The organism is Bacillus sp. FSL H8-0492 (assembly GCF_038006145.1).
In the GTDB taxonomy this organism is placed as follows: Bacteria; Bacillota; Bacilli; order Bacillales; family Bacillaceae_G; genus Bacillus_A; species Bacillus_A mycoides.
The window spans coordinates 4,501,416-4,526,672 of the sequence record NZ_JBBOUP010000001.1; the positions used below are offsets into that span (position 1 = coordinate 4,501,416).

At 35.8% G+C, this 25,257-nt stretch carries 30 protein-coding genes, 3 pseudogenes and 1 other annotated feature; of the genes and pseudogenes, 17 read left to right on the top strand and 16 right to left on the bottom strand.

Annotated features, from left to right (window positions below; all coding sequences use genetic code 11):
* The first annotated feature begins 69 nt into the window (after positions 1-69).
* The 7 genes and pseudogenes from rpsD to MHH66_RS23195 all read left to right on the top strand — a co-directional run.
* Positions 70-672 carry a 30S ribosomal protein S4 gene (rpsD, locus tag MHH66_RS23165; protein ID WP_002015568.1) on the top strand — a complete coding sequence of 201 codons (603 nt, stop codon included), beginning with the start codon at positions 70-72 and terminating at the stop codon, positions 670-672.
* Between the two features lie 207 nt (positions 673-879).
* Positions 880-1,293 (top strand): GNAT family N-acetyltransferase, encoded by a 414-nt coding sequence (locus MHH66_RS23170; RefSeq protein WP_078184632.1) that lies wholly within the window; start codon positions 880-882, stop codon positions 1,291-1,293.
* 197 nt (positions 1,294-1,490) lie between these two features.
* On the top strand, positions 1,491-2,399 hold the full coding sequence (locus tag MHH66_RS23175) for a WXG100 family type VII secretion target (RefSeq protein WP_063218493.1): 909 nt from the start codon (positions 1,491-1,493) through the stop codon (positions 2,397-2,399).
* A 10-nt stretch (positions 2,400-2,409) separates the two neighbouring features.
* Positions 2,410-2,766: a DUF6572 domain-containing protein gene (locus tag MHH66_RS23180; RefSeq protein WP_078184633.1), complete on the top strand. Its 357-nt coding sequence runs from the start codon at positions 2,410-2,412 to the stop codon at positions 2,764-2,766.
* 180 nt (positions 2,767-2,946) lie between these two features.
* Complete coding sequence (locus tag MHH66_RS23185) at positions 2,947-3,591, top strand: hypothetical protein (RefSeq protein ID WP_078184634.1); 645 nt, start codon at positions 2,947-2,949, stop codon at positions 3,589-3,591.
* Positions 3,592-3,683: 92 nt separating this feature from the next.
* Positions 3,684-4,496, top strand: a complete 813-nt coding sequence (locus tag MHH66_RS23190; protein WP_078184635.1) for a hypothetical protein — start codon at positions 3,684-3,686, stop codon at positions 4,494-4,496.
* A gap of 449 nt (positions 4,497-4,945) precedes the next feature.
* Positions 4,946-5,428, top strand: a pseudogene (locus MHH66_RS23195) (site-specific integrase); the annotation flags it as partial.
* A 121-nt stretch (positions 5,429-5,549) separates the two neighbouring features.
* On the opposite strand, the gene MHH66_RS23200 reads toward MHH66_RS23195, so the two are convergent.
* Entirely contained in the window at positions 5,550-5,678 is a 129-nt protein-coding gene (locus MHH66_RS23200) for a hypothetical protein (protein ID WP_000050938.1), read from the bottom strand.
* A 150-nt stretch (positions 5,679-5,828) separates the two neighbouring features.
* Between MHH66_RS23200 and MHH66_RS23205 the strand changes: the two genes are divergently transcribed.
* Entirely contained in the window at positions 5,829-6,131 is a 303-nt protein-coding gene (locus tag MHH66_RS23205) for a YjdJ family protein (RefSeq protein WP_002190894.1), read from the top strand.
* Between the two features lie 78 nt (positions 6,132-6,209).
* Here the strand turns inward: MHH66_RS23205 and tyrS are convergent, their stop codons facing one another.
* The 6 genes from tyrS to acsA all read right to left on the bottom strand — a co-directional run bounded on the left by tyrS (position 6,210) and on the right by acsA (position 11,480).
* On the bottom strand, positions 6,210-7,466 hold the full coding sequence (tyrS, locus tag MHH66_RS23210; protein ID WP_002015575.1) for a tyrosine--tRNA ligase: 1,257 nt from the start codon (positions 7,464-7,466) through the stop codon (positions 6,210-6,212).
* 69 nt (positions 7,467-7,535) lie between these two features.
* Positions 7,536-7,764, bottom strand: a binding site (T-box leader).
* A gap of 77 nt (positions 7,765-7,841) precedes the next feature.
* Positions 7,842-8,087: a hypothetical protein gene (locus MHH66_RS23215; protein ID WP_002129419.1), complete on the bottom strand. Its 246-nt coding sequence runs from the start codon at positions 8,085-8,087 to the stop codon at positions 7,842-7,844.
* Positions 8,068-8,613 carry an RNA polymerase sigma factor gene (locus tag MHH66_RS23220; RefSeq protein ID WP_078184636.1) on the bottom strand — a complete coding sequence of 182 codons (546 nt, stop codon included), beginning with the start codon at positions 8,611-8,613 and terminating at the stop codon, positions 8,068-8,070. The genes MHH66_RS23215 and MHH66_RS23220 overlap by 20 nt, the downstream gene beginning before the upstream one ends.
* Positions 8,594-9,049 (bottom strand): hypothetical protein, encoded by a 456-nt coding sequence (locus tag MHH66_RS23225; protein WP_078184637.1) that lies wholly within the window; start codon positions 9,047-9,049, stop codon positions 8,594-8,596. The genes MHH66_RS23220 and MHH66_RS23225 overlap by 20 nt, the downstream gene beginning before the upstream one ends.
* Positions 9,050-9,115: 66 nt before the next feature.
* Positions 9,116-9,673 carry a maltose acetyltransferase domain-containing protein gene (locus tag MHH66_RS23230; protein WP_002129424.1) on the bottom strand — a complete coding sequence of 186 codons (558 nt, stop codon included), beginning with the start codon at positions 9,671-9,673 and terminating at the stop codon, positions 9,116-9,118.
* Positions 9,674-9,761: 88 nt separating this feature from the next.
* Positions 9,762-11,480: an acetate--CoA ligase gene (gene acsA / locus MHH66_RS23235; RefSeq protein ID WP_002067621.1), complete on the bottom strand. Its 1,719-nt coding sequence runs from the start codon at positions 11,478-11,480 to the stop codon at positions 9,762-9,764.
* Between the two features lie 176 nt (positions 11,481-11,656).
* Between acsA and acuA the strand changes: the two genes are divergently transcribed.
* From acuA to MHH66_RS23255, 4 genes are all read left to right on the top strand, one after another.
* Positions 11,657-12,289 carry an acetoin utilization protein acetyltransferase AcuA gene (gene acuA, locus MHH66_RS23240; RefSeq protein ID WP_002112293.1) on the top strand — a complete coding sequence of 211 codons (633 nt, stop codon included), beginning with the start codon at positions 11,657-11,659 and terminating at the stop codon, positions 12,287-12,289.
* A 17-nt stretch (positions 12,290-12,306) separates the two neighbouring features.
* Positions 12,307-12,951 carry an acetoin utilization AcuB family protein gene (locus MHH66_RS23245; protein WP_078184638.1) on the top strand — a complete coding sequence of 215 codons (645 nt, stop codon included), beginning with the start codon at positions 12,307-12,309 and terminating at the stop codon, positions 12,949-12,951.
* A complete protein-coding gene (acuC, locus tag MHH66_RS23250) occupies positions 12,948-14,114 on the top strand; it encodes an acetoin utilization protein AcuC (RefSeq protein ID WP_078184639.1) in 1,167 nt (388 codons plus the stop codon). Before MHH66_RS23245 ends, acuC begins: the two co-directional genes overlap by 4 nt.
* A gap of 134 nt (positions 14,115-14,248) precedes the next feature.
* Positions 14,249-15,109, top strand: a complete 861-nt coding sequence (locus MHH66_RS23255; protein WP_078184640.1) for an alpha/beta fold hydrolase — start codon at positions 14,249-14,251, stop codon at positions 15,107-15,109.
* A gap of 66 nt (positions 15,110-15,175) precedes the next feature.
* On the opposite strand, the gene MHH66_RS23260 is transcribed toward MHH66_RS23255, so the two are convergent.
* The 3 genes from MHH66_RS23260 to MHH66_RS23270 form a co-directional block, all read right to left on the bottom strand.
* The gene (locus MHH66_RS23260; protein WP_002129432.1) at positions 15,176-15,445 is read right to left on the bottom strand and encodes a hypothetical protein; all 270 of its coding nucleotides are present in this window, start codon (positions 15,443-15,445) and stop codon (positions 15,176-15,178) included.
* 123 nt (positions 15,446-15,568) lie between these two features.
* A complete protein-coding gene (locus MHH66_RS23265) occupies positions 15,569-16,258 on the bottom strand; it encodes a response regulator transcription factor (protein WP_078184641.1) in 690 nt (229 codons plus the stop codon).
* A 1-nt stretch (position 16,259) separates the two neighbouring features.
* A complete protein-coding gene (locus MHH66_RS23270) occupies positions 16,260-17,714 on the bottom strand; it encodes a sensor histidine kinase (protein WP_078184642.1) in 1,455 nt (484 codons plus the stop codon).
* A 296-nt stretch (positions 17,715-18,010) separates the two neighbouring features.
* Between MHH66_RS23270 and MHH66_RS23275 the strand changes: the two genes are divergently transcribed.
* From MHH66_RS23275 to mscL, 3 genes are all read left to right on the top strand, one after another.
* Complete coding sequence (locus MHH66_RS23275; protein ID WP_078184643.1) at positions 18,011-18,691, top strand: ankyrin repeat domain-containing protein; 681 nt, start codon at positions 18,011-18,013, stop codon at positions 18,689-18,691.
* A 79-nt stretch (positions 18,692-18,770) separates the two neighbouring features.
* Positions 18,771-19,697, top strand: coding sequence for a Gfo/Idh/MocA family protein (locus MHH66_RS23280; RefSeq protein ID WP_061674729.1), 927 nt, complete (start codon positions 18,771-18,773; stop codon positions 19,695-19,697).
* Positions 19,698-19,825: 128 nt separating this feature from the next.
* A complete protein-coding gene (gene mscL, locus MHH66_RS23285) occupies positions 19,826-20,227 on the top strand; it encodes a large-conductance mechanosensitive channel protein MscL (RefSeq protein WP_002015591.1) in 402 nt (133 codons plus the stop codon).
* A gap of 49 nt (positions 20,228-20,276) precedes the next feature.
* Here mscL and MHH66_RS23290 read toward each other — a convergent pair whose 3' ends face one another.
* Positions 20,277-20,549 carry a DUF3917 domain-containing protein gene (locus MHH66_RS23290; RefSeq protein ID WP_000636592.1) on the bottom strand — a complete coding sequence of 91 codons (273 nt, stop codon included), beginning with the start codon at positions 20,547-20,549 and terminating at the stop codon, positions 20,277-20,279.
* 111 nt (positions 20,550-20,660) lie between these two features.
* On the opposite strand from MHH66_RS23290, the pseudogene MHH66_RS23295 reads away from it, so the two are divergent.
* Together MHH66_RS23295 and MHH66_RS23300 are read left to right on the top strand one after the other, a co-directional pair.
* A pseudogene (locus MHH66_RS23295) lies at positions 20,661-20,768 on the top strand (DUF3949 domain-containing protein); the annotation flags it as partial.
* Positions 20,769-20,783: 15 nt separating this feature from the next.
* Positions 20,784-21,146: a DUF4288 domain-containing protein gene (locus MHH66_RS23300; RefSeq protein WP_002184820.1), complete on the top strand. Its 363-nt coding sequence runs from the start codon at positions 20,784-20,786 to the stop codon at positions 21,144-21,146.
* 34 nt (positions 21,147-21,180) lie between these two features.
* Here the strand turns inward: MHH66_RS23300 and ccpA are convergent, their stop codons facing one another.
* The 5 genes and pseudogenes from ccpA to MHH66_RS23325 form a co-directional block, all read right to left on the bottom strand.
* Positions 21,181-22,179 (bottom strand): catabolite control protein A, encoded by a 999-nt coding sequence (gene ccpA, locus MHH66_RS23305; RefSeq protein WP_002034370.1) that lies wholly within the window; start codon positions 22,177-22,179, stop codon positions 21,181-21,183.
* Positions 22,180-22,454: 275 nt separating this feature from the next.
* Positions 22,455-22,934: pseudogene (locus tag MHH66_RS23310) on the bottom strand (bifunctional 3-deoxy-7-phosphoheptulonate synthase/chorismate mutase); the annotation flags it as partial.
* 172 nt (positions 22,935-23,106) lie between these two features.
* Positions 23,107-24,123 carry a CamS family sex pheromone protein gene (locus MHH66_RS23315; RefSeq protein WP_002015611.1) on the bottom strand — a complete coding sequence of 339 codons (1,017 nt, stop codon included), beginning with the start codon at positions 24,121-24,123 and terminating at the stop codon, positions 23,107-23,109.
* A 113-nt stretch (positions 24,124-24,236) separates the two neighbouring features.
* The gene (gene ytxJ / locus MHH66_RS23320; protein WP_002067603.1) at positions 24,237-24,563 is read right to left on the bottom strand and encodes a bacillithiol system redox-active protein YtxJ; all 327 of its coding nucleotides are present in this window, start codon (positions 24,561-24,563) and stop codon (positions 24,237-24,239) included.
* A gap of 2 nt (positions 24,564-24,565) precedes the next feature.
* Positions 24,566-25,075 carry a DUF948 domain-containing protein gene (locus MHH66_RS23325; protein ID WP_100248575.1) on the bottom strand — a complete coding sequence of 170 codons (510 nt, stop codon included), beginning with the start codon at positions 25,073-25,075 and terminating at the stop codon, positions 24,566-24,568.
* Positions 25,076-25,257 lie beyond the last annotated feature (182 nt).

The following is a 25,257-nucleotide window of genomic DNA, read 5'->3' on the forward strand; positions in this document are numbered from 1 at the left end:
CCCGTAAATATCGATTACGTCTGTTTTTATTTTACGAAAATAAAAACATTTTTAAAGGAGGAGTCAACTATGGCTCGTTATACAGGTCCAGCATGGAAACTGTCTCGTCGTCTTGGAATCTCTCTAAGCGGCACAGGAAAAGAATTAGAAAAACGCCCTTACGCACCAGGTCCTCACGGTCCTAACCAACGTAAGAAACTTTCAGAATACGGTTTACAATTACAAGAGAAACAAAAACTTCGTCACATGTACGGCATGACTGAGCGTCAATTCCGTCGCACATTTGACCAAGCAGGTAAAATGCCTGGTAAGCACGGCGAAAACTTCATGATCCTTCTTGAAGCTCGTCTTGACAACCTAGTTTACCGCATGGGCTTAGCTCGCACTCGTCGTGCAGCTCGCCAATTAGTAAACCACGGTCACATCACGGTTGATGGCGCTCGCGTAGATATCCCATCTTACCGCGTTAAACCTAACCAAACTATCAGCGTTCGCGAAAAATCTAACAGCCTTGTTGTTGTTAAAGAAGCGATCGAAGTTAACAACTTCGTACCAGAATACTTAACTTTCGATGCTGATAAGTTAGAAGCTACTTACACTCGTCACGCTGAGCGTTCTGAGTTAGCAGCTGAAATCAACGAAGCATTAATCGTAGAGTTCTACTCTCGTTAATCTCGGTACTCTGAAAAGAGTATTATTAAAAGCCTTAGGAACCTTGTTTATCAAGGGGCCTGGGCTTTTTTTATTTTATTTAATAATGCAAGATAAGGCATAAAAAAGAATGGAATTGGGGCCAGTTTGGGGCCACAATAAAAAAGGCTGGCGTGTGTATAGTAATGGATAAGTGTAAAAAACAGATGATAGAAGGAGTTACTTATTTTGAAAGAAAAATTTACTAAGATTCCTCTTCACGCACAAGACTTTCAAAAATTAAAAATGCTATTAGACGAAATAGAATTCATTGAAAATTTTTCTAAATACGCTTTAATTATTTCTTCTAAAGAATCTATGGTCACAATTAATCTTAGAAGCGAATTTGTTCCCGATCCACACTTGGCGATTACTTCTATAAGTATTACCCCAAGTAATCAAGGTAAAGGCAGTATTGTTCTTGAATGGTTTAAGGAATTCGCAAAGGAAAAGGGATTCAAGCGCTTAGTATTACAAGAAGTTATAACTGAAGAAGGTTACCATTTTGCATTAAAAAATGGTTTTTCAAAAAAGGTTAGTTTATACGAGGAAATATTTAGAAAGCCAGATAGTACTGATGGAAATTATGAATTACATTTATAAAGAGTAAAATAAAAGTGAACGAATATTTTTCATAATCGTTCACTTTTTTTATTTGGTGAATTATCTAATATCACGGGCTCCTTCTACATCCAATACATAATAAAGAGCCATACTAGATTTTACCCAAAATCCCTCTAACAGAAAATTATCAATATCGTATAATTTTCTTGTAAAATATTAGAAAAAGAAGGGATGACATGGCGGAAATAAAGGTGACACCTGAAGAGTTAGAACAGGTGGCAAAAACTGTGAGAAATTCACGAAACTACTTATATCAATTACATCAAGATTTATACACTCAAACTGAGTATATAGCTTCAATGTGGAGTGGAGCAACTAGTCAACGCTTCTACCAAAATTTTAACGAAGCTAAACCGAAAATGTTCACCGTCTTAATGGAATTTGATAAAATTGCTGAAGAACTCGAAAAGGCTGCTGAAAAATTCCGTAAAGCTGATAGTCAAGAAGTTACACTAGAAGAGGGTGCATTTTGTGGGAAATCTTCTGGAGAAAAAGGAATTGATGGCGGGAAATTAGCTCGTGATATAGCCGGAGAATTGACCGGAGAATATGATGCAAGGCGTTTGATAGAGGGTGTAGATCCTGACACTGGCGAAACACTTTCAGCATGGGAACGTGGTGCAGCAGGACTAATGTTAGTAGCTGGTATCACACCGATTGGTAAAGGTGTTAAAATATTAAAATCAGGTAAAAAGGTTGCAAATACAATAGATGCAGCAACAAAACTAGAAAAACAAAGAAAAACTTTAGATACAAATATAAAAGTCGGAAAAGCATTTGAAAAAGAAATGGAAACAGTTATAAAAAATGAGAAAGCACAATTCGAGTTAAATAATCAAGTCACTATAATGACAAAATCAGGTGTTCGAACCCGTGTAGACATAGGTGGGAAAGACATACATGGTCAAATAGAATTAATTGAGTTAAAATCATCGCCAACAGCACCACTTACCAAAAATCAGAAAAAAGCATTTCCTGAAATTGAAGAAAGTGGCGCTGTTATTAGAAGTAAAAATAAGCCACCTTTTGAATATCTCGAAGAAATCCCACCCACTAAAGTTAACGTGATACGAAAAAAAGAATAGGAGGATTTATATGGCGTTACATGATATAGATCAGGTTGATTTAATTTCCTTAGATAATAACAATAAAGATATTGTATACTTAACTATTTTTGATGCATTAAATTGGAAAGAAGAGCATGAACATGCATTACTCTTACAAGATAAAATTAATAATTATTTAGCCTTTATCGAAAGCGGCGAAGTTTATGAAACAACACCAGAAACAGTAGGGAAAAATAAATTTGTTATACAAGTGTATGCTTTACATGAACTTACCGCATATGGAAAAGAGTTTTATGCTCTCTTACGAGATCAGTTACATGCTGCTGGATATGGCTTACAGTTTAATTACAGGCCGTCTGAAGAAGTTGAAAATACAGAAGAATAATAGAAATGAAAGAAGAACGCCTTGTCATGAGGATTAACGTTCTTCTTTTTTTATTTTAAACATAGATAAGTTCGCTTAGAGGTATGTTAATACCTTTAAAAATTAAAACGGCATATTTCTTTTATATTTTATAAATAAATCTTCCATATTGTCGGATAATGTTTTCTGGAGGCGATATTTATGGAGAATAAAAGATGGAGAAACAGGGATTGGTTTTGGACTGTAAGTATTTTGGTAATGGTAATCATATTATTAATAGCTGATTTTTTCAATTTCCCAAACATTGAAGCGAATTTTTCTATTATATCTAGCGCAGTATCCATAGCTTTAGCTTTAGTTGCTATTTTCATTGCGCTTAAACAAGAAAGTGATAATCAGCGGGTGAACAATGAGGTAGCTCATGTGTTAAATGAAATATCAACTAATATAAAAACTGTTGATGCTAAACTAGATCCTAAAATGCTCAATAGACTTGGTGAGGAAACAGCAGAAATATATAGTGAAGGCATTAGCAAACAGTCCACATATACGAAAGAAGAAGTTGATGACATCATTAAAAATGTTAGTAAAGATATAACCTCAAGTATTGGTAGTATAATAAATAAAGACAAAAATAAAGAAAACTATAAAATGACTTATGAGCGGAAAGCAAATTCACTTATAGGGATTGCCGAGCGATCACAAGTTTTAAACATTATTAAAAATAATCTAGAAAAGAATCTTGAAGAGTTACAAAGTTTAATAGAACAAGAAACAGGAAACAGATATCCATTAGTGGTTATTAGTAACTATAGAAAAAATATTTGTGATTCTGATATGGGCTAAATACTACATAACAACGCCTTTCAATAAAAGAAGACATTGTTTGTTTTTGTAGAAATATAAATTTTATCATCTAGGAATATGGAGGGACATAAATGAATAGGAACAAGAAGCAAGATCTAAAAGAAATAACAAAAGAAACAACAATAACCACAGTTCTTGAAGTCGGAAGTGATGCTGTAGCTGATTTCGCAAAAGAATCTGTTACCGGGCTTGTTGCAGAGTTAGCAATAGATGGAGCAGCCTCATTAGTACCAGGTCTATCCGGAGTTTATGGAAGTATTAAACGAGCGAAACTTGAAAGAAATATGCAAACTTTTTCAGAGGATTTAGCCTCTAAAATTACTGAGCTTCAAGCTAATTTAGAAAATAAAACAAGCGAACAAAAACAACAAATTGACAAATTATACGGATATGTAATGGATTATGTTATCGATGAGCAACAAGAAGATAAAATAAAGTACATGGTAAATGGCTTTGTTAAATTAACAGAACACGAAGATGTAACTGAGGATTTTGTGTTGACTTATTATGATGTTTTAAAAGAACTAAGAATAGTCGATATTGCAGTATTAAGGTTATATAATTACTCCTACGATCAAGAACGTCTAACTTTTGAAGATGTGATGAAACAACATGGATTAAGTTACGATCAATATGACTCTATCAGAAATAATCTCTTCAGATTAGGTATTCTCACTACAAAGACAGAGAAAAAGATTCTTGATGATTTGAAAAATCTTTTTCAATCCATAAAAGACATTCATGATTATTTAGAAAAGCAAGCTAAAGGAAAAAGAACATCCAATTTAAAATTAAAAAAGCTAAATTCGAAAGACAGTTTCGAGATATCTAAATTCGGGAGGGATATAGTAGAATTCTTTTTTAATTTAGAAGAAACAAGCTAAATAGGCATTCATTAGAAGTGTTCGTTCTTATATAAAAAACTATATAAGAATGATTTAAAAACACAAAAACAAAATACACCTAAAGTTTATAATATTCAAGCATCCAAAGCTTATAAAAAATTCCCTACTTAACTATACAGAGGGAATTTTTTTATTAATGATAAAATACTTTAAAACAATGATACAACATTATTTTGAAATTTTATTTCCTTCGCTTCATAACAATTACGCCCCAAGCAATATTCTTGTATCATCTCCATTGTTAACCCTAGCTCCATTTCCAATTCTTCAACAGTAATTATATTATTCTTTAAGAGAACTTGAATGGCTTGTTTTAGTACTTGTGGCTCTTCAATTGGAATTTCGTCATCTAAAGGTTCAAATTTCCGCCAACTATTTCTGCTAATTTGTTACCTTAAATGTAAAGTATGATTGCTTGAAAATAACCCGAGAATAAAACAATTACTATTGAACGTACCAGAGATAATAAGGGAATACGATCACCCAAGACCAAAAATAGCTATCGAACAATTCTAATAGATGATGTACTTATAAGCCAACTAAAAACATATCGTAAGTGGTGCATAGAAGTAATGCTATCTTTTGGATACAAGCTACAAGATGAATCGTTTGTATTTACATCGTACCAAACCGGGAAACCTATAACAGATAGCAGTGTTCTTTATGCATTCAGAAGAGTATTAAATAAAACAAGCCTTCCTTCAATTACGATACATGGATTACGTCATACACACTGTACCATACTACTAAATCAAGGTTTAAATGTGAAAGTAATTGCCGAACGTTTAGGGAATACTCCACAAATGATTTATGAAATTTATGGACATGTATTGAAGGAAATGGAGTCCATGTCAGTAGAGTTATTTAGCCAGAGTTTAGCGGAAAGTGGGGCTAATTTTGGGGCTAGTTAATAATAAACATGCTACGAACACTGATATAATAAGGCTTTTTGATACTATCGAGTTCTACTCTCGTTAATGACAAAAAGCCAATCCTCTGGATTGGCTTTTTTCGTTTATATATAAAATAAAATTATTTATTTTCCTCTTTTTGAACATATACATAAGCATCTTTCTGCTCTTTATGTACATCAACCTTCGAATGCTCTGCAAGCTGACCAGCGTTTAGCAAAGAAAAAATAATGAGCGCTTCTAGTGACATTTTGTTTTACCACTCCTTTCTATTTGTTATACATTTATCATACCGCTTACATGTGATTTCCGTATGAACTCGAAAAGGAGATTACAACAAAAAGGTTACAGGAATACGAATGCACGCTATAATAACCATTAAATAGGAGGTTGTTTCATTTTGACAATAAACCAAATGGTTCAGTTAGGCAGTGCATTTATGCTGTTTATTACTTCAGCACTTATGAGTTGGTATCAAGGGAGTAATTTAATAGATTATCCTGATGAATGGAAATATAGCGCTAAGTTTACGAATTATTTTAAAGGGTACGTTTCACATTATGACGATATTTATCAAATCGATTTCTTTATATATGCGGCAAAATTTTATCCCGGGGCATTTGTCGTTATGCTAATTAGCTTACTTTACATGCTCGTATTAATTCTTCATATTCTATTTAAAAGAAATCATGAGGCAATTTAAATGCATACATAAAAACCCCGAACGATAGACTTTTCAGCCTAACATTCGGGGTACTATTTGTTTTAAATTCGTTTCTGATTAGTAACGAATTAAGAAATATTTCTTCTTACCGCGGCGAATGATTGTGAATTTACCTTCGATGCGGTCGTTTTCTGTTACAACGTAGTCTAACGCTTGTGTACGCTCACCGTTCACGTAGATTGCACCGTTCGTTACATCTTCACGTGCTTGACGTTTAGATGGTGAAATTTTGCTTTCTACAAGTAAGTCGATTAATACTGTATCTTCTGCAGTACGTTCTACAGATGGTACATCTTTGAATCCTTGCTCGATTTCGCTTGCAGTAAGTTCTGCTACAGAGCCACTGAATAATGCAGCTGAAATTTTAATTGCTTGCTCTAACGCTTCTTCGCCATGAACAAGTTTTGTCATTTCAGATCCTAATGATTTTTGTGCTGCACGTTTTTCTGGTGCTTCAGTTACTTGCTTTTCAAGCTCAAGAATTTCTTCATGAGATAAGAATGTGAAGTATTTTAAGTATTTAACAACGTCGCGGTCATCTGTGTTAATCCAGAATTGGTAGAACTCGTAAGGAGTTGTTTTCTCTGGGTCTAACCAAATTGCGCCGCCTTCTGTTTTACCAAACTTCGTACCGTCAGATTTTGTAACTAGTGGAATTGTTAAACCGAACGCTTTCGCATCTTCTTCTGATTTACGGATTAATTCAAGACCAGCTGTAATGTTACCCCATTGGTCACTACCACCGATTTGTAGACGGCAATTATGGTTTTGGTATAAGTTTAAGAAGTCGTATGATTGTAAAATCATATAACTAAACTCAGTGAATGAAATACCAGTATCTAAACGAGATGCTACTGTATCTTTTGCTAACATATAGTTTAAACCGAAGTTTTTACCGATATCGCGTAAGAATGAAATTACATCTAAGTTACCAAGCCAATCATAGTTGTTAGCCATTGTTGCTGGGTTGTCCACGTTTTCAAACTCTAAGAAGTTTGAAAGTTGGTTTTTAATGCTTTCTGTGTAGTAAGCAACTGTATCTTTCGTATTTAATGTACGCTCTGCTTTTTTACCACTTGGGTCACCGATCATGCCAGTACCACCGCCAACAAGTGCAATTGGTTGGTGACCAGCTAATTGGAAACGACGTAACATTAATACTGGTAACATATGACCGATGTGTAAGCTATCCGCTGTCGGGTCGAAACCACAGTATAATTTAACGCTTTCTTTTTCTAATAATTGCTCAAGTCCCTCAGCATCTGTTTGCTGATTAATTAAACCGCGAAATTCAAGATCTTGTAAAATACCCATATCCTACATACTCTCCTTTAAGTTCATTACTGGCGTGAAGGTTGAAAACATAAAAAAATCGCCCCTTAAATAAGGGACGATTTTGATTATCGCGTTACCACCCTAGTTGCAGGCAAAAAAAGCCTACCACCTTATTTACATAACGGCTTAGCACCGTCTTTTCCCTTTTGAATACACTTCAATCGAAAAAAGATGCTCTAGGGGCGTAATTCGCGATCATCTATGTGCTGATTTCCACCGACCATCAGCTCTCTAAAACAGGGAAATGATCACTACTTCTCCCTTTCCACGCTCAATTATTCATATACTTTTCTTTATACCATCATTTATATAGGCGTGTCAAATAGAGGTATGAGTTCTTTCCCTACCAATCCTTTATAAAGTCGCAAGGAATATCGTAATAAGAGAAATAACTGGAACACCAACTAATAACGACACATGAAACACAACCGATAAATCATTCCCAATCGTCGCTTCCACAGGATCTTTCGCTGGAGAAGCAAGAAATCCAAGAAATCGCTCGAAGCGGCTTACCGTTTTTGGAAAATCCGGTATTTCTACATGATCGCTATCTAAATGCTGCTTTAATTTATATTCATTCTTAAAGGGATTTTCGTTCAATTTCATCCACCTCCAGCAATTGTTTCAATTTCTTTATCCCGTTATGAAGTCTCGACTTCACTGTTCCAACAGGAATATCCAGTACCTCTGCAATTTCTTTTTGCTGCATATCATGATAATAAGAGAGAATCAGGACCGCTCGCTGTTCTTCAGGAACTTTCAAAATTGCTTCTCTTACCGTAAGCCGGTCTTCGTGGGAAAACTCTACCTCTTGCACTGGTACTAAAAACGGTAAGAGCGAACGCCACTTTTTTCTTCTATTTAATTTATTAATCATAAGACGATAACCGATTTGAAATAAATACGTTTTAATTTTTCCTTTTCGGGTTTCATACATATGTTTCTTACGCTCTAAAGTCAAAAACGTATCTTGAACGAGATCTATACTCAGTTGTTCATCACGATTAAATCGATACAAAAATGTATATAGCGCTGGTTTGATTAAAACATATAGTTTTTCTCCCGCTTGCTTATCTCCATTTTGGTACGCAAGCATGAGCTCCTCCTCAATCCCAATCTGCGCCATTTTTTTTGATCTCCTTTATTCCTTTTAACGTTAATGAAATACGGGAAATTAAATATGCACTTGCGACAATGACCCATGCTTGTGACTGATTCGTAAAAAATTGAACATATGGGTTTTGAATCGTATGGCCGGTTGAAACTAAAATATTTAACGCCAGCACACATATACATGCATACACTGCAAGACAGACCGAAATTGTATCAAATACATTCCAACGAAAATATATTTTTGTTTTTGTAAAATCAATTTTATTTCCATTTTTTCGTACAATATACTTCTTATCAAACGGAATAATGATTGAAAAGATAACAATCATTATAATCCCAACTGTAATCATTGAAATTTTAAATCCAATTGGTATAGGTAATAACATACCACAAGAAAACACAACTATAATTCCAATTAAAGCAAAAGTCAGCATCAATTTATTAGACATAAAAAAGCCTCCCTCATCTATTCTTTCATAAATGTATACAGACGAGGAAGGCGCTTCGTTCAAATATTATTTTATTTTTTTTATGATTCTCGCAGGATTCCCGCCAACTACTACATTATCTGGCACATCTTTCGTTACAACAGCGCCAGATGCGATAACTGCATTGTCTCCAATTGTTACGCCCGGATTAATGATAGCTCTTCCGCCAATCCATACGTTATCGCCAATTGTAACTGGTTTTCCGTACTCTGATCCGCTTATGCGCTCTACCGGATCAAGCGGATGCGTTGCTGTATAAATGTGAACACCTGGAGCTAACATACAGTTCACTCCGATTGTAACTGGGCATACGTCTAAAATCGTACAGTCAAAGTTTGCGTAAAAGTTTTCACCAACGTGAATGTTATAACCGTAATCACATCTAAAAGAAGATTCAAGATGAATGTTATCTCCAGTCGTTCCGAATAATTCTTTTACGATTGCACTACGTTCTTCTAGTTTTACTTCTGGTGTTTCATTTAATTTTCTCGTTAATATACGAGCTTGCTCCCTGTCCTTTACTAAAACGGGATCAGCCGGTATGTACATTTCCCCTTGTATCATCTTTTCTTTTTCTGTTTTCATTTCCTTCTCCCCTTCCAACACGTATATATAAGTTTATCATAACACAAAAAGAAAGGTCTGAACGTATCATCGTTCAGACCTTTCTCTCTTAATCTTCCATCGTCGATAAATCGCCTGTTGGTAAATTTAATTCCCACGCTTTTAATACGCGGCGCATAATTTTACCACTTCTCGTTTTCGGTAATTTATCTCTAAATTCAATTTGTCTTGGCGCTGCATGAGCTGCTAGACCTTTTTTCACAAATTGACGAATCTCTTCTTTTAATTCATCAGACGGTTCGTATCCCACGCGAAGCGCGATAAATGCTTTAATGATTTCCCCGCGTACTGGATCAGGAATACCAATTACACCGGCTTCTGCAACAGCAGCGTGCTCGATTAATTTACTTTCTACTTCAAATGGACCAACGCGCTCACCTGACGTCATAATTACATCATCAATGCGCCCTTGGAACCAGAAGTATCCGTCTTCATCCATATAAGCTGAATCACCTGATACGTACCAATCTCCCGGCATGAAGTAAGAATCATATTTTTGTGGGTTATTCCAGATTCCACGCATCATAGCTGGCCAACCTTTACCAATCGCTAAGTTCCCCATTGTGTATGGAGGCACTTCATTTCCTTCATTATCAACAATCGCTGCTTTCACACCCGGAATTGGTTTCCCCATTGAACCTGGACGGATTTCCATACAAGGATAGTTACAAATAACTTGTCCACCTGTTTCTGTCATCCACCACGTATCATGAATACGAAGTCCAAATGCGCTCATACCCCAGCGAATTACTTCTGGATTTAATGGCTCACCAACACTTAATACGTGACGCACTTGTGATAAATCATATTTTTTAATTGCGTCTTGTCCAGCTCCCATTAACATACGGAACGCTGTCGGTGCACTATACCAAACTGTTACACCGTAATCTTGCAGTGCTTCATACCATGCCTCTGGACTAAATCTCCCGCCTAAAATAACATTTGATGCTCCCACTAACCACGGTGCAAAAATACCGTAAGCTGTTCCAGTTACCCAGCCTGGGTCAGCTGTACACCAATATACATCATCTTCTTTTAAATCTAATACCCATTTCGCTGTTTGATAGTGCTGAACCATTGCGTTTTGCGCATGGAGGACGCCTTTTGGCTTACCAGTAGAACCAGATGTGTAATGTAGAATTAAACCGTCTTCACGGCCTAACCATTCGATATGTAATTCTTTTGAAGCTTGTTCAAATAAAGGATTGAACGCTACAGTTTTACCGCCTTCTTCTGCATTGTCTCCAACAAGGAAGACTGTTTTTAAAGCAGGTAAATCATTTAATGGTATGCGCTCTAACAATTCAGGAGTTGTAATTAACACCTTCGCTTCGCTATCTTCTAAACGATCGCGAACTGCGCCTTCCATAAATGCTTCAAATAATGGTCCAACAATTGCCCCTAATTTCACTGCACCTAAAAGTGCGAAATATAATTCTGGGGAACGCGGCATAAAAATAAAAACGCGATCGCCTTTCTCAACATCGCCATAGTTTTTCAGGACATTTCCTGCTTTATTAGAAAAATCCTTCATTTCCTTAAACGTATATTTCTCTTTTCGCGATCCATCTTGATAATAAAGTGCTACTTTATTCTTTCGATCTGATTTCGCATGCTTATCAATTGCCTCATACGCCATATTTACTCGTCCTGTTTCATTCCAAGTAAAATTTTTATTAACCTCTTCCCAGTTAAAATTCGCGTATGCCTCTTCATAATTCGGCAAATTATTTTCTCCTTTAATGACAGGAAGCGTTTCCACTTTCATACTTTACATCCCCCTCCTATGTATTCTATTATCTATTATAATGACATTATTTAAAATTTTCAGTATTTTTGTTGATTTTTAGACAAATTTTTAATGACAAAATTCGATTCACATCGCATATATTATAAAGTACGATATTAATAGATTCACAAACCCTCAAGGTGGTGAGCAATAAATTGATTCATAAAAAAATATATAATGCCAGAAACTTAAAAACAGCGAAAGGCACTTTAATTATTGAAGGTCCTGTCTCTACACATAATCTTGAAATGTATGAATTTCATCCAGACTTAATTGCGTTTCGTCCTGCCGAGCAGCAATATAAAGCAATTGTCGAAATTTCTAAATTACCAGAAGCTCGTCTCATTATTGCTAGACATGACCAAACGATCGTTGGATATGTTACATACTTATATCCTGATCCGCTCGAGCGATGGTCAGAAGGAAAGATTGAAAACTTAATTGAACTCGGGGCGATTGAAGTTGTCCCAGCCTTTCGTGGTTGCTCTGTCGGAAAAAATTTATTAGAAGTTTCAATGATGGACGATCATATGGAAGATTACATTATATTAACGACTGAATATTATTGGCACTGGGATTTAAAACAAACAGGCTTAAATGTTTGGGAATACCGAAAAGTAATGGAAAAAATGATGAATGCTGGTGGTTTACAATGGATGGCTACAGATGATCCTGAAATTTGTTCACATCCTGCCAACTGTTTAATGGTCCGCATCGGTAAACGTGTTGATACGGATTCCATTCAAGCATTCGATCGTCTACGTTTTCACAATCGTTTTATGTATTAATAAAGGGGGCAACTGGAATGATTGTAGAAGAAATTATGAGTCAAGATGTAGTGACACTGCATCCAAACGATACAATTGAAACAGCAATCCGAACGATACGTACGAAAGGCATTCGGCACATTCCAATTGTCGATCAAAATAATCATGTCGTAGGCATTATTTCTGATCGGGATGTAAGAGATGCAAGTCCGTCTATTTTAGATGAACAAGTTTCACTCGATATGCTACAGCAACCGCTTGAACTCATAATGAAACACCCTGTTATGACTTGTCACCCTCTCGATTTCGTTGAGGAAATTGCGACTTTATTTTTTGAAAATAAAATAGGCTGTCTTCCTGTTACGAAAGCTGGAAAACTCGTAGGTATCATTTCTGAATCTACAGTGCTGCACACGTTAGTAAAATTAACAGGAGCTCATCAACCGAGTTCACAAATTGAAATTCAAGTGAAAAATGAGCCTGGTATTCTTGGAAAAGTCGTTGCTATTTTTAGTGATTTACAAATAAATATTGTGAGCGTTCTCGTCTATCCAGCAAAAGATGAGAATGATAAAGTGCTCGTTTTCCGCATTCAAACGATGAATCCTCTAAAAGTGATCGATGCACTCGAAGCAGAGGGCTACCGCGTATTATGGCCAAACATAATGGGGATGCAAGCATGAGCAGCGCCTTCATTTATTCGGATGACTTTCGGGGCTATTCTTTTAGCCCTGATCATCCTTTTAACCAACTACGCGTCACACTTACGTATGACTTATTACAAAAGAGTGGTTTTATCTCCCCTTCTCAAGTCATCTCGCCAAGAATGGCTACAGATGAGGAAATTGCATTCATTCATACAGAGGAGTACATAAATGCGGTAAAACTTGCTGGAGAAGGAAAGTTAGAAAAATCAATTGCGATGACATATGGACTTGGAACAGAAGATACACCAATGTTTCCAAATATGCATGAAGCAAGTGCATTACTCGTTGGCGGAACATTAACAGCTGTCGATGCTGTTCTTTCCGGAAAAGTAAAGCACGCCCTCAATTTAGGCGGCGGCTTACATCATGGCTTCCGTGGTAAAGCATCTGGCTTTTGTATTTATAACGATAGCTCTATCGCAATGAAATATATTCAGAAGAAATACGGTTTACGCGTTTTATATATTGATACAGATGCTCATCACGGTGACGGGGTACAATGGTCTTTTTACGACGATCCTAACGTATGCACCATTTCATTACACGAAACTGGGCGTTATTTATTTCCTGGAACTGGCGCAGTAAATGAACGTGGACAAGGAAATGGATATAATTATTCTTTTAACGTTCCACTCGACGCTTTTACAGAAGACGCATCGTTTTTAGATTCATATCGAACAGTTGTAAAAGAAGTGGCAGCATACTTTAAACCGGATATTATTTTAACGCAAAATGGTGCTGATGCACATTATTACGATCCACTTACACACCTTTGCGCAACGATGAACATTTACCGTGAAATACCGAAGCTCGCTCGTGAAATCGCTAATGAATATTGCGACGGTCGCTGGATTGCTGTCGGCGGTGGTGGCTATGATCACTGGCGCGTCGTACCAAGAGCTTGGGCACTCATTTGGCTCGAAATGAACAACATCCAAAACATCTCAGGTTATCTCCCTCCAGAATGGATTGACGCTTGGAAAGGACAAGCAGAAACCGACCTTCCCCTTACATGGGAAGATCCAGACAACATGTATCAACCTATCCCTAGAAAACCAGAAATCGAAGAAAAAAATGCATTAACTGTAGCGAAATCTCTTGAAATTATTCGGAATAATATGACAAAATCTTTATATTAAACAGAGAGGAGGCTCGCTTTTGAACAGCCTCCTTTTATTTATAGCTAGCTATTATTGTCGTTTTCTGTCGGTAAGTCGATATATTTTGAGATTCGCTGCTATATTTTATTTAAGAATTAGCCGGTCCAACTTTTATGAGAAAAGGTCGTGATATTATGTGGACACAACAAATAATCAACACGAAACGTGGCACATTTGAAATCTTTACAAAAGGAAATGGCGAACCGCTTTGCATTACACATCACTATTCACAATTTAATGAAACTGGCGATTACTTTGCGGATGTTTTCACTGCTACGCATCGTGTATTGCTCATTAATTTACGAAACGCTGGTAACTCAGCAAAAGCCCATTCAGAAAAAGAATTAAGTATGATTGAAACCGTTCACGACTTAGAAGCAATACGAGAAGCTTTACAACTCCCAACATGGCATTTCGCTGGCCACTCAACAGGCGGTATGCTTGGACTTTTATATGCGATTACATATCCAAATTCCTTACAATCATTAGTCATGGCCGGAGCCGCAGCAAGTAACTATACCGAAACACTATTTTGCATTTATCACCCAGCACATCCTCAGTTTCATTATATGCAACAACTCATCGAAACTTTAAAAAGCCCTCACCTTACAAGTGAAGAACGGAAAGAACTATCTACTAAGAGAACAAAATTATCATTGTATAAACCCGAAAACTACAAATTTTATTTTTGTAAACCAATCAAAAAAACTATGTCCGCTAACCGGATGAACACTTTCGCCAATGAATATCCGTCATTTGATTTAAGAGAGAATTTACCTTCCATCCAAACAAAGACCCTTATTATATGCGGAAGATATGATGTACAGTGCCCGATCCAATATTCTATCGAGATGCATGAGGGTATACGTAATTCTATCTTTGTGATATTTGAGGAGAGTAACCATTATCCTTTTTTAGAAGAAGCTGCTCAGTTTACTTCTACTACTCAAACATTTTATAAATCGTTACACTAGTACCGTTATTACTAAGGAAAGCTCACAGCCTCTATAAGAATATGAACTTTTTTCAAAAGAAATATTTCACACTAGAAACAACAAGAAGAACAAAAAAATCATTAAGCCTACATCAATGAATATCGACTTTTTATCTCCTGCTTTTATACTCATCATAAAATTAGAAATTATTTTAATTCCAAAAAAGACCATCATAAATAACCCACCGAAATGATCATTCGTAGAATCTTCATCATAAAACATTTGTATTGCACCGATAATTAATAAGATAAGTATGATATTGGTTCCAATCTTTAAAGCCTTGTTTGATTTATTATCTTTTAATGTATCTCCCAAAATGTAGCACGTCCTCTCATGCTCTCCTATGTTTTATCTCTCTTTATATTTTAACATAAATTACCTATTATTCCCTTTTTGTTCGAATAACATAAAAAACCTACCAATTACTTGGCAGGTACATTACACGTTAAAGCGATAACCAGCTCCCCACACTGTTTCAATATATTGCGGGTGAGCAGGATCTCTTTCAATTTTTTCACGTAGCTTTCTAATGTGAACAACGACAGTGGCTAAATCGCCAGCTGATTCTAGTCCCCAAATACGTTCAAATAACTGTTCTTTATTTAATACTTGGTTTGGATGCGTTACAAAGAATGTTAATAAATCAAATTCTTTCGTTGTAAACGCAATTTCTTCATTGTTTATAAAAACTTTTCTCGCTCGCTGATCGATAGAAATTCCATGAATATATAACGTATCGCGTTGCTTACTCACATTTCCTGATAATCTTTCATAACGAGAAATATGTGCTTTTACTCTTGCGACTAACTCACTTGGACTAAATGGTTTCGTTATATAATCATCTGCACCTAATCCGAGTCCGCGAATTTTATCTATATCCTCCTTCTTTGCTGAAACAAGTAAAATCGGAATGTCTTTTATAGCACGTATTTGTTTACAAATTTCAAAACCATTCATTTTCGGAAGCATAATATCTAAAATAATTAAGTCATAGTCTTCCTGAACAGCCCTTTGTAGACCTATTTCACCTGAATGCTCTACATCGACTTGAAAATCACTAATTTCTAAATAATCTCGCTGTAATTCTGCAATACTTATTTCATCTTCTACTAGTAAAATTCTCTTCATTCTACTCACCACATTCCTGTACTTTTTTCAATGAGAAGAAAATACTTGTACCTTCCCCAAGCTTACTTTCCGCCCAAATTTCCCCGCCATGTTCTTCAACAATTTGTTTCGCTATCGCTAAGCCAAGTCCACTTCCACCTGTGCTAGAATTTCGCGATTGCTCTGCACGATAAAACCGCTCAAATATATACGGCAGCGTATCAGCTTCTATACCTGATCCATTGTCCATCACTTTTACAATAACTTTATTGTTATCACTTAATACTGTTACATTAATTTTCTTCGCTTCTTTATCCATGTATTTCACACTATTATGAATTAAATTTGATATCACTCTATTTATCTTTTCACAATCGGCCGTTACATATAGTGGTGATGAATGTAATTGTAAATAAACTTCTATACCTCCCTCACTTAAATCCATCTGCATCTCTTCTAATAATTCTTGCATAAACACGTTTAACTCTATCGTTTCAAACTGAAAGGGAACTCGGTTCAAATCAAGCTTCGAAAACAAAAAGAGCTCATCAATGAGTGTATCCATATGCTTTGCCTTCGTATGAATGGTCGTTAAATACTTATCCATTTTTTCTGGCGTATTTGCGACTCCATCTTTTATGCCTTCTACATATCCAATAATAGATGTAATCGGTGTTTTTAAATCATGAGAGATGTTTGAAATGAGTTCTTTTCGATTTTCTTCATACTGTGTTTGCATCTCTATCGACTCTTTTAATCTCTTCCTCATTTCCTCAAACCCTTGATTTAATTGCCCAATCTCATCATGGGATGTAACTGGAATTTGAAAATCTAAATCCCCTTCTTTAATTCTCCCAGTCGCATCTTTCAATACAAAAATTGGTTTTATCACACTTCTTGAGACGAAATAACTTAATAACCCTATGAGTAAAATGGCTAACAGTAAAAGCCCTCCGAACAAAATTGGAAATAACTTTTGTGTGAGATCGACAAATGAACTTTGCCTTTTTAGTACAAATATACTCCCTTCTTCATCTCCGGGAAAATAAAAATCAAATTTTACATATCGATAAAATGTATCGCCTAGTTCCGTTGTACCACGACTATTAATATTTGCTGATTCAAATTTCGGAATGGCTTCTTTTAAAGATACACCTTCAAATATTTTTGTAGCATAAGAAATGGTTTCTCCCTTTCTTACAACTATTTTCACACCTTCTTTTTCAAGTGATGAAACGAACGATTCATCTAATAGTTGTGATTGATTTTTCTTTGCCGCTAATTTCAATTCAATATACGTATTCTCTTCTTCTGGCGTAAGCGGCTTTTGAATATAGGAACTTTTATAGAAATTTTTCACTGATTCCAAGTCTCCTGTTATGGAAAAAACAATTAAAAATCCCGCGACTAATATGAGCGTGATGGAAACGAGAATAACAGTGATATAAGAAAATAAAAATCTTGTTTTAATAGACATATCTTACATCCTCACTTTATCCCGCATTAACGGGCAGTAAGACCCCCCACCTCAAAATTCAGAGAAAGCAACGAAGTTAGGTAGGGATCAACTGCCCATAAAAGCCCGATTGGTTCAACTAATAATCAGTGGGGGGTACCCCCCCACTGATTAAATTTTCACTTTATCAAACCTTATTACTCATAAGCATAAAAATATATGTTCAAATACTCAAGCGATTTTATAGTAATTTTAGCGTCAGTTTATAAAAATTTAATGTTCTTATTTTACAGTTGAAATGAGGAGGTTGGAATTCCATGTTCAAAAAAACATTAAGCATGATCTGTTGCGTAATTTTTTTGCAAGGATGCTCGCAAGAACAAGAAGTAAAAAAGGAGATGACAAACATGGAGACAGCGCTACTAACAGCTACTGAGAAACAAGAAACGAATACTGTTATATCATCACTCAAAAAAGGGGCTGACATAAATATAACGGACAATAAAGGACGTACTTCTCTTATGATTGCTACATACAAAAATGATGTAAAAACTGCAAAAGTGCTTATTGAAGTAGGGGCTGACGTAAATATCCAAGATGATATGAAAAACAATCCATTTCTATACGCCGGTGCAGAAGGTTACTTTGATATTTTAAAACTAACGATTGATGCCGGTGCAGATCCATCGCTTACGAATCGTTACGGCGGAACAGCTCTTATTCCCGCGTCAGAACATGGCTATATTGATGTTATTAAAGAACTCCTTACGCGAACAACTATTGATGTTAACCATGTAAATAATCTCGGGTGGACCGCTTTAATGGAAGCCATCGTACTAAGTAATGGAAACGAAACACAGCAACAAGTCATTCAGCTTCTTATTGAGCACGGTGCAGATGTAAATATTCCAGACAACGATGGTGTTACCCCGCTAGAGCATGCTCGCGCTCATAACTTTGAAGAGATAGAGAAGATTTTGTTAGAAGGGCGTAAGTAAAAAGCTAATTTTTGCCTTCCTCCCCCACCCTATGCTACATTTAACCCGTTACATTAATATTAATAGGGTGGGAATAAACATGAACAAACCTAAAATTGGGATGATTGGACTTGGAAGTATTGCGCAAAAGGCCTATCTTCCAACACTTACAAAAGAAACAGATTGGAATTTTGTAGGGGCGTTTACACCTAACGCAGAGAAAAGGAAACAAGTTTGCCAACAATACCGCATTCAAGACTTCCATTCTATTGAAACGTTAGCTTCGGAATGTGATGCAATCTTCGTTCACAGTTCAACTGCTACACATTATGAAATCGTTTCTGAACTTCTGAAAAAAGGAATCGACGTTTATGTTGATAAACCGCTAGCAGCTACAGTGGAACAAGCTGAGCAACTAGTCGAGTTGAGCGAAAAGCATAACCGAAAGTTAATGGTCGGATTTAATCGCCGATTCGTTCCTATGTATGTTGCTGCAAAAGAGCAAGCTCATGATATTTCATGGGTTCGAATTGAAAAACACCGCACAAATAAAGTCGGGCCATATACGTACGACTTTACTATGTTAGATGATTACTTACATATTGTAGATACTGCTCGCTGGTTAGCTAATGATGATCTTAACGTCGTTCATAATATGATGCAAATTAATGAAAAGAATGAACTTCTTTACGGACATCATACATATACAACTGCAAATGGACTGTTACTTTCAACAGCGATGCATCGCCATGCCGGTACAAACTTAGAACAAATTGAACTTGTAACGACAGGGAAAATTATTCGCGTAAAAAATATGAATACATTTGAAATTGAACAAGAAAACTCCGTTTCGCAAAGCGGTTCACCATCATGGGATACGACGTTAAAACAGCGCGGTTTTGAAGATGCTGTTCATCATTTTATCGAATGTGTTCACGGAGATACAAAACCTGTTGTAGATGGATTAGAAGGATTAAAAACGCAGCAACTGTTGCAATCTCTACTGGAGAATGCAACTAAAAATTAAAACGGATACATTTTTCAGAATTTACTTTCATTCCCATTTTCCCTTTATTTCTGTCGCAAATTTCTATAGAATATGTTGATAGGAATTATAAATTTCATATTGAATCGTGGAAAGGATGGGATTAACACATGTGGAACGAGTTTAAAAAGTTCGCATTCAAAGGGAATGTAATCGATTTAGCTGTCGGGGTTGTAATCGGTGCTGCATTCGGTAAAATCGTTAGTTCTTTAGTAAAAGATATCATCACACCATTACTTGGTATGGTACTGGGCGGCGTTAACTTTACAGATTTAAAACTTACATTCGGTAAATCATCTATTATGTATGGTAACTTCATCCAAACTATTTTTGATTTCTTAATTATTGCAGCTGCTATCTTTATGTTTGTTAAAGTTTTCAACAAACTAACATCTAAAAGAGAAGAAGAAGAAAAGAAAGAAGAACTTCCAGAACCAACAAAAGAAGAAGAAATTCTTGGCGAAATTCGCGACTTACTAAAACAACAAAACTCTTCTAAAGATAGAGCATAATTGAACGGATAAAAAGGCATGCCCCCTCGGGACATGCCTTTTCTATATGCTATAAAGTTTCCGAATTCATATGAATAAATAAAATAATACCAGCAACCATAAGTACCATAATACTACCTGCAAATAGTGTAATACCCATAAACATTAAACTTGTGCTCATGTCCACTGATACACTTTCAATAAAAATAGAAATTACATACGTGATAAGGGCGATTCCTGCAAGAATACTTCCTGGAACAAATCGCTTTAAGCCATTTTGTTTTAACGTCATATATGCAAAAATAGCGGTCATGCAAAGCGTAATTATCCAAAGAACGATCATCTCTTCTCCCCCCTCACAAGCCTTTTCTTTCTATTATACATGACATTGCCCTATAATAGTTAAATTTGCACTTGTGTGACATATAACAAGGAATCTCCCCCACTGTAGCGAATGTCTTATGAAGAATCCCAAATACATTATCATTATCAAAGTAACGTATTTACAATACCGGCTTCACTTATCGCGAGTATTGTTTATAAAGTAAAACATTCAGCATAAGGAGACTGATCTCATGTGTATGCTGTAAAATTATTATTTGAATCTGTCCATTCAGGTAAACCTAATCCTAGTAAAATTGATGAACATTATGAAGAGAATCACGATACACTTTTTGAAGAAAGTATCATTCTCGTTAAGGCGAACAGTTTAGAGGAAGCTCATGAGCTAGGTGAAAAGATAGCCCTACAGTCTGAAGATACGTACGATAATATGTACGGTGAGCAAGTAACATGGACGTTTAGAAAAGTGTTGCATGTTTTCGAATTAGATGACACACCATTTGAGACAGGAAAAGAATTATATGCACGCTTTTTACATGTTAAGAAAACTGAAAGTGTAGATACAGTAGTTAAACATCATTATCCTGAATATGAATAAAAGCTCACAGCTATCGCTGTGAGCTCTCTTATTCTTACTTCGTTGAATCTCTAAATTGGATACGGTGAGGTAAGATAACTGAGTGATCTTCTACTTTTTCTTTGTTCATATATTTCGTTAGTAGACGCATTGCTACTGCACCGATATCATACATTGGTTGTACAACTGTTGAAAGTTGCGGACGAACCATTAATGCAAGACGTGTGTTGTCAAAACCAAGCACTTCGATATCAGTTGGTACGTTTAATCCCGCGTCTTGTGCTGCGTGGATTACACCTAGTGCCATTTCATCAGAAGATACGAAGATTGCTGTTGGTTTTTCATCCATGCCCCAAAGTCTTTCAAACGCTTCTATACCTGAATCATATGTGTAATCTCCATCAATTATAAGATTTTCATCATATGAAATACCTGCTTCTTCTAAAGCTTTTTTATAACCTTGTAACTTCTTCGCGCTTCCTGCTTTATTAATGAAAGGACCAGAGACGAAACCGATACGTTTATGTCCTTGCTCAATAAAATGCTTCATTGCATCGTAAGCTGCTTGTGTATAATCAATATTTACTGATGACGTTTCATTTTGTTCATCAAATGACGCTGCTAATACAATTGGTACTGGAGATTTTTTGAACTCTTCAACGTGAATATCTGTAATATCTTCACCCATGAAAACAATCCCGTCCACTTGTTTCCCAAGCATCGTATTTAATAAGTGGAACTCTTTCTCTTTGTTCTGGTCAGAGTTACTTAAAATGATGTTATATTTGTACATTGTTGCGATATCTTCAATTCCACGAGCAAGTTCTGCATAAAACGTATTTGAGATATCCGGAATAATAACACCCACTGTAGTTGTCTTCTTACTTGCTAGTCCACGTGCTACCGCATTCGGGCGGTATCCTAAACGATCAATTGCTTCTAATACTTTCTTTCTTGTTGTAGGCTTTACATTTGGGTTACCATTCACAACGCGTGATACGGTAGCCATTGAAACATTTGCTTCACGCGCTACATCATAGATTGTTACGTTCATCTCTTCGCACACTCCTTCTATTTATGTTATCTATTTTTATGTATCGGTTCACTTGAATGAAAAAAAGACATCAACTCTATTTGCAGATGCCAACAATCGTCCCGAGTTCTTCCTTTTACTAATGATACGCTAAAAACACAGGGTCATACAATATTTTCCCGCAAAAGTTTCGAAAAAATTCGCTTCTTTTCTCGTATTTTCGTATTTTTTATGCAAAAAAGGTCAATTTTTGTAAAAAAGCTATGTAACAAGGCTACATAGACTAAGAAATCTTTTTATAATTTACTTCCGAATGCTTTTAATTCTTTCATAAACTCATTGAATTCTGGAATGTCCATTTGCTACGCTGCATCTGATAATGCAACTGCTGGGTCTGGATGTACTTCAGCCATAATAGCAAAAGCACCAATTGCCATAGCCGCTTTTGCAAACGGTAAGAGAAGGTCACGTCGCCCTGTAGGGTGTGTTACATCGACAACAACAGGTAAATGTGTTTCTTTCTTTTAAATTGGCACAGCGGAAATATCAAGCGTATTACGCGTTGCTGATTCATATGTGCGAATACCACGCTCACATAAAATGATAGTACCATTCCCCTCTGCCATACTATATTCTGCTACATTAATAAATTCTTCAATTGTTGCTGATAAACCACGCTTTAATAATATTGGTTTATTTACAGCACCAGCTGCCTTTAACAGTTCAAAGTTTTGCATATCGCGAGCGCCAATTTGAATAACATCAACATAATCTGACACTTTAAAGAAGGCACTGAAAGAGTCTATTTCATAAGAAAAAAGAGGTCATTCCCTACTATGTACAGGTAATGACCTCCTTTCTTCTTTCAACATCTTTAGGAAATTCGAAATGTTTTTCTCGAAGTATTCACTTTTTCAGTAGCCTCAGCTTAAAAACTGTCTTTTTTTATTATAGGAAAGAAACAAACGGTTTATCGCTGTTCTTCTCTTTTATAATAACAGCCTCGATTTTATTCTCGGACTTTATTTGTAATTGAACTTTAGCATCTTTAGGAAATTGTTCTAACATACTTTGAGCAGCCGTTTGAGAGAGTGCCATTAATTCTGACTTACCGTTATATTTAACGACAATATCCATCTTTAATTTATCCATCTTATTTTGCTTATAAGAAATCTTAGCATTAACAGGGATATAATCTCCTGGAGAAAATGCCTTCATTGCTTCAGAAAATTTCTTTAGCTTATCATTATCTTCTCCATGTGCCCCCCCAAATTCTTGAGAAGGATACGAATACGACTTTTCATCAATAGTATCCCAATTTCCAAGATTAGTCTCGTTCTTTTGAACAGTAGCGCTTGAAATATAAGTACCATTCTTTAAAGAACTTGTACTTTCTTGCTTGAATATAGCAAACGTAATTGGAGATTTGTTATATTTATCATTTTTATTAATAGCTTCTATAAGCCCCTTAGCGACTTCAGTACCTTTAGAAATAGCTTCCTCATTAGATACACTTGAAGACATAGATAAACCAATAACAACGCCAGATAAGCTTAGTTCATTTGAATTTTGTTTGCCGAAGTAGTCCTGTTCTATAATATTAGTCAAAACTGGTACTTCTTGTTTCGTAACTAATTCATCAATTGTTTTCTCTGGAATATATTGATTTAATTGTAATACGTAATTTTCTGTATCGAATTGTTTTGAAGCAATATCCATTAAACCATTTTCATATTCTGCTAAATCTAGTTTAGAATTAGTTTTAACATTAACTGTATTAATTACCTTTTGTTCTTTTAAAGGAATAACAGTTCTATAGTAATCCTTAGAAACAGCAGTTCTTGGAATCATACTTTTTTCTTTCGTATCCTTCTGTACAACTTCATCTTTCTTCTCAATAGTATTATTGCTGCAAGCCCCCAGTAATAAACTTAAACTTGCGATGCATAATGCCATTTTCTTCATTGCTTAAAACCCACTTTCAAAAGTCAATTTACTTAGTTTTAAAGTATCTCTAGTGTACCACTAAACATATTGCAACAAAATAAAAAAGAAGCAAGCCCTTCGCTTGCCTCTCCCTATTTTACATTCTCTTCTAAAGCTTCTTTTTTAATATTCCAGTGCGATGTATGCCATACTACCATTCCATCTTTTATGTATAAGACTTGCGGAGATTCATGCTTAATGCTGTACTGCTCTGCAACATGGTTCGAAACATCTCTCGCCTCTTGTACGTATAAGTAATATGCTGGCACTTCTCTTTCTTCACCGCAATACGCTTGAAACTCTGTATATGCCCCGTGACTAATTGGACATGTCGTACTATGTTTAAAAAGAACGTAAGGCTCGTTCTTTTCTACTAACGCTTCAAGTTCTTCAATCGTTTCAATCTTCATCATACTCATCATTACTCACCTCTCATGCGAAGTCTAGAGCGCTTCTCTCTCTTTTCAGCCTTCTGCTCAGCTTTCTCAAGTTTACGCTCTTCTTTTTCAATCTTTTTCTCTTGTCTCGTAGTACGGTAATGATTATATACTTCAATTGCTGCGCTGCTCCACTGTACAACTTGTGCCACTTTATCTGCATTATTTTCAATTTCGTCCGTAACAGACTCTGAAACGTTGCGAAGCTTCGTATTTAAAGAGTGGATCGTCGTTCCGATTCCATCCACACCTTCTACTACTTTATTTAGCGACTGTGACTTCTGTTGAATATCATCAGCTAACGCATTTGTCTTATGTAATAATTGCTCCGTCTCTATACTTATTCCTTGCATTTGCTTTTCTAAACCTTCTAACGTGCTCGCAACGTTTTCTAACGTCTTCTGAACCGATAACAACGTTCTGCATACATACACTACTAATACTGCGAAAGCAACCGCGATAATAGCCGCACTTACATATAGAAGAACTTGCATTTCATCACTTCCTTTATCTTTTTCATACTTTCTCCCATTATACAATCATTTTCCGTTTCATTCTAATCCCTATCTTTTCATTAGAATTTTCATACTTATTCGTTAACTTTAACATAAATGATTCAACAAATTCCACTAAGTAGGTTACAATAGGAGAGGATACATAATTAGTAGGGAGGCTT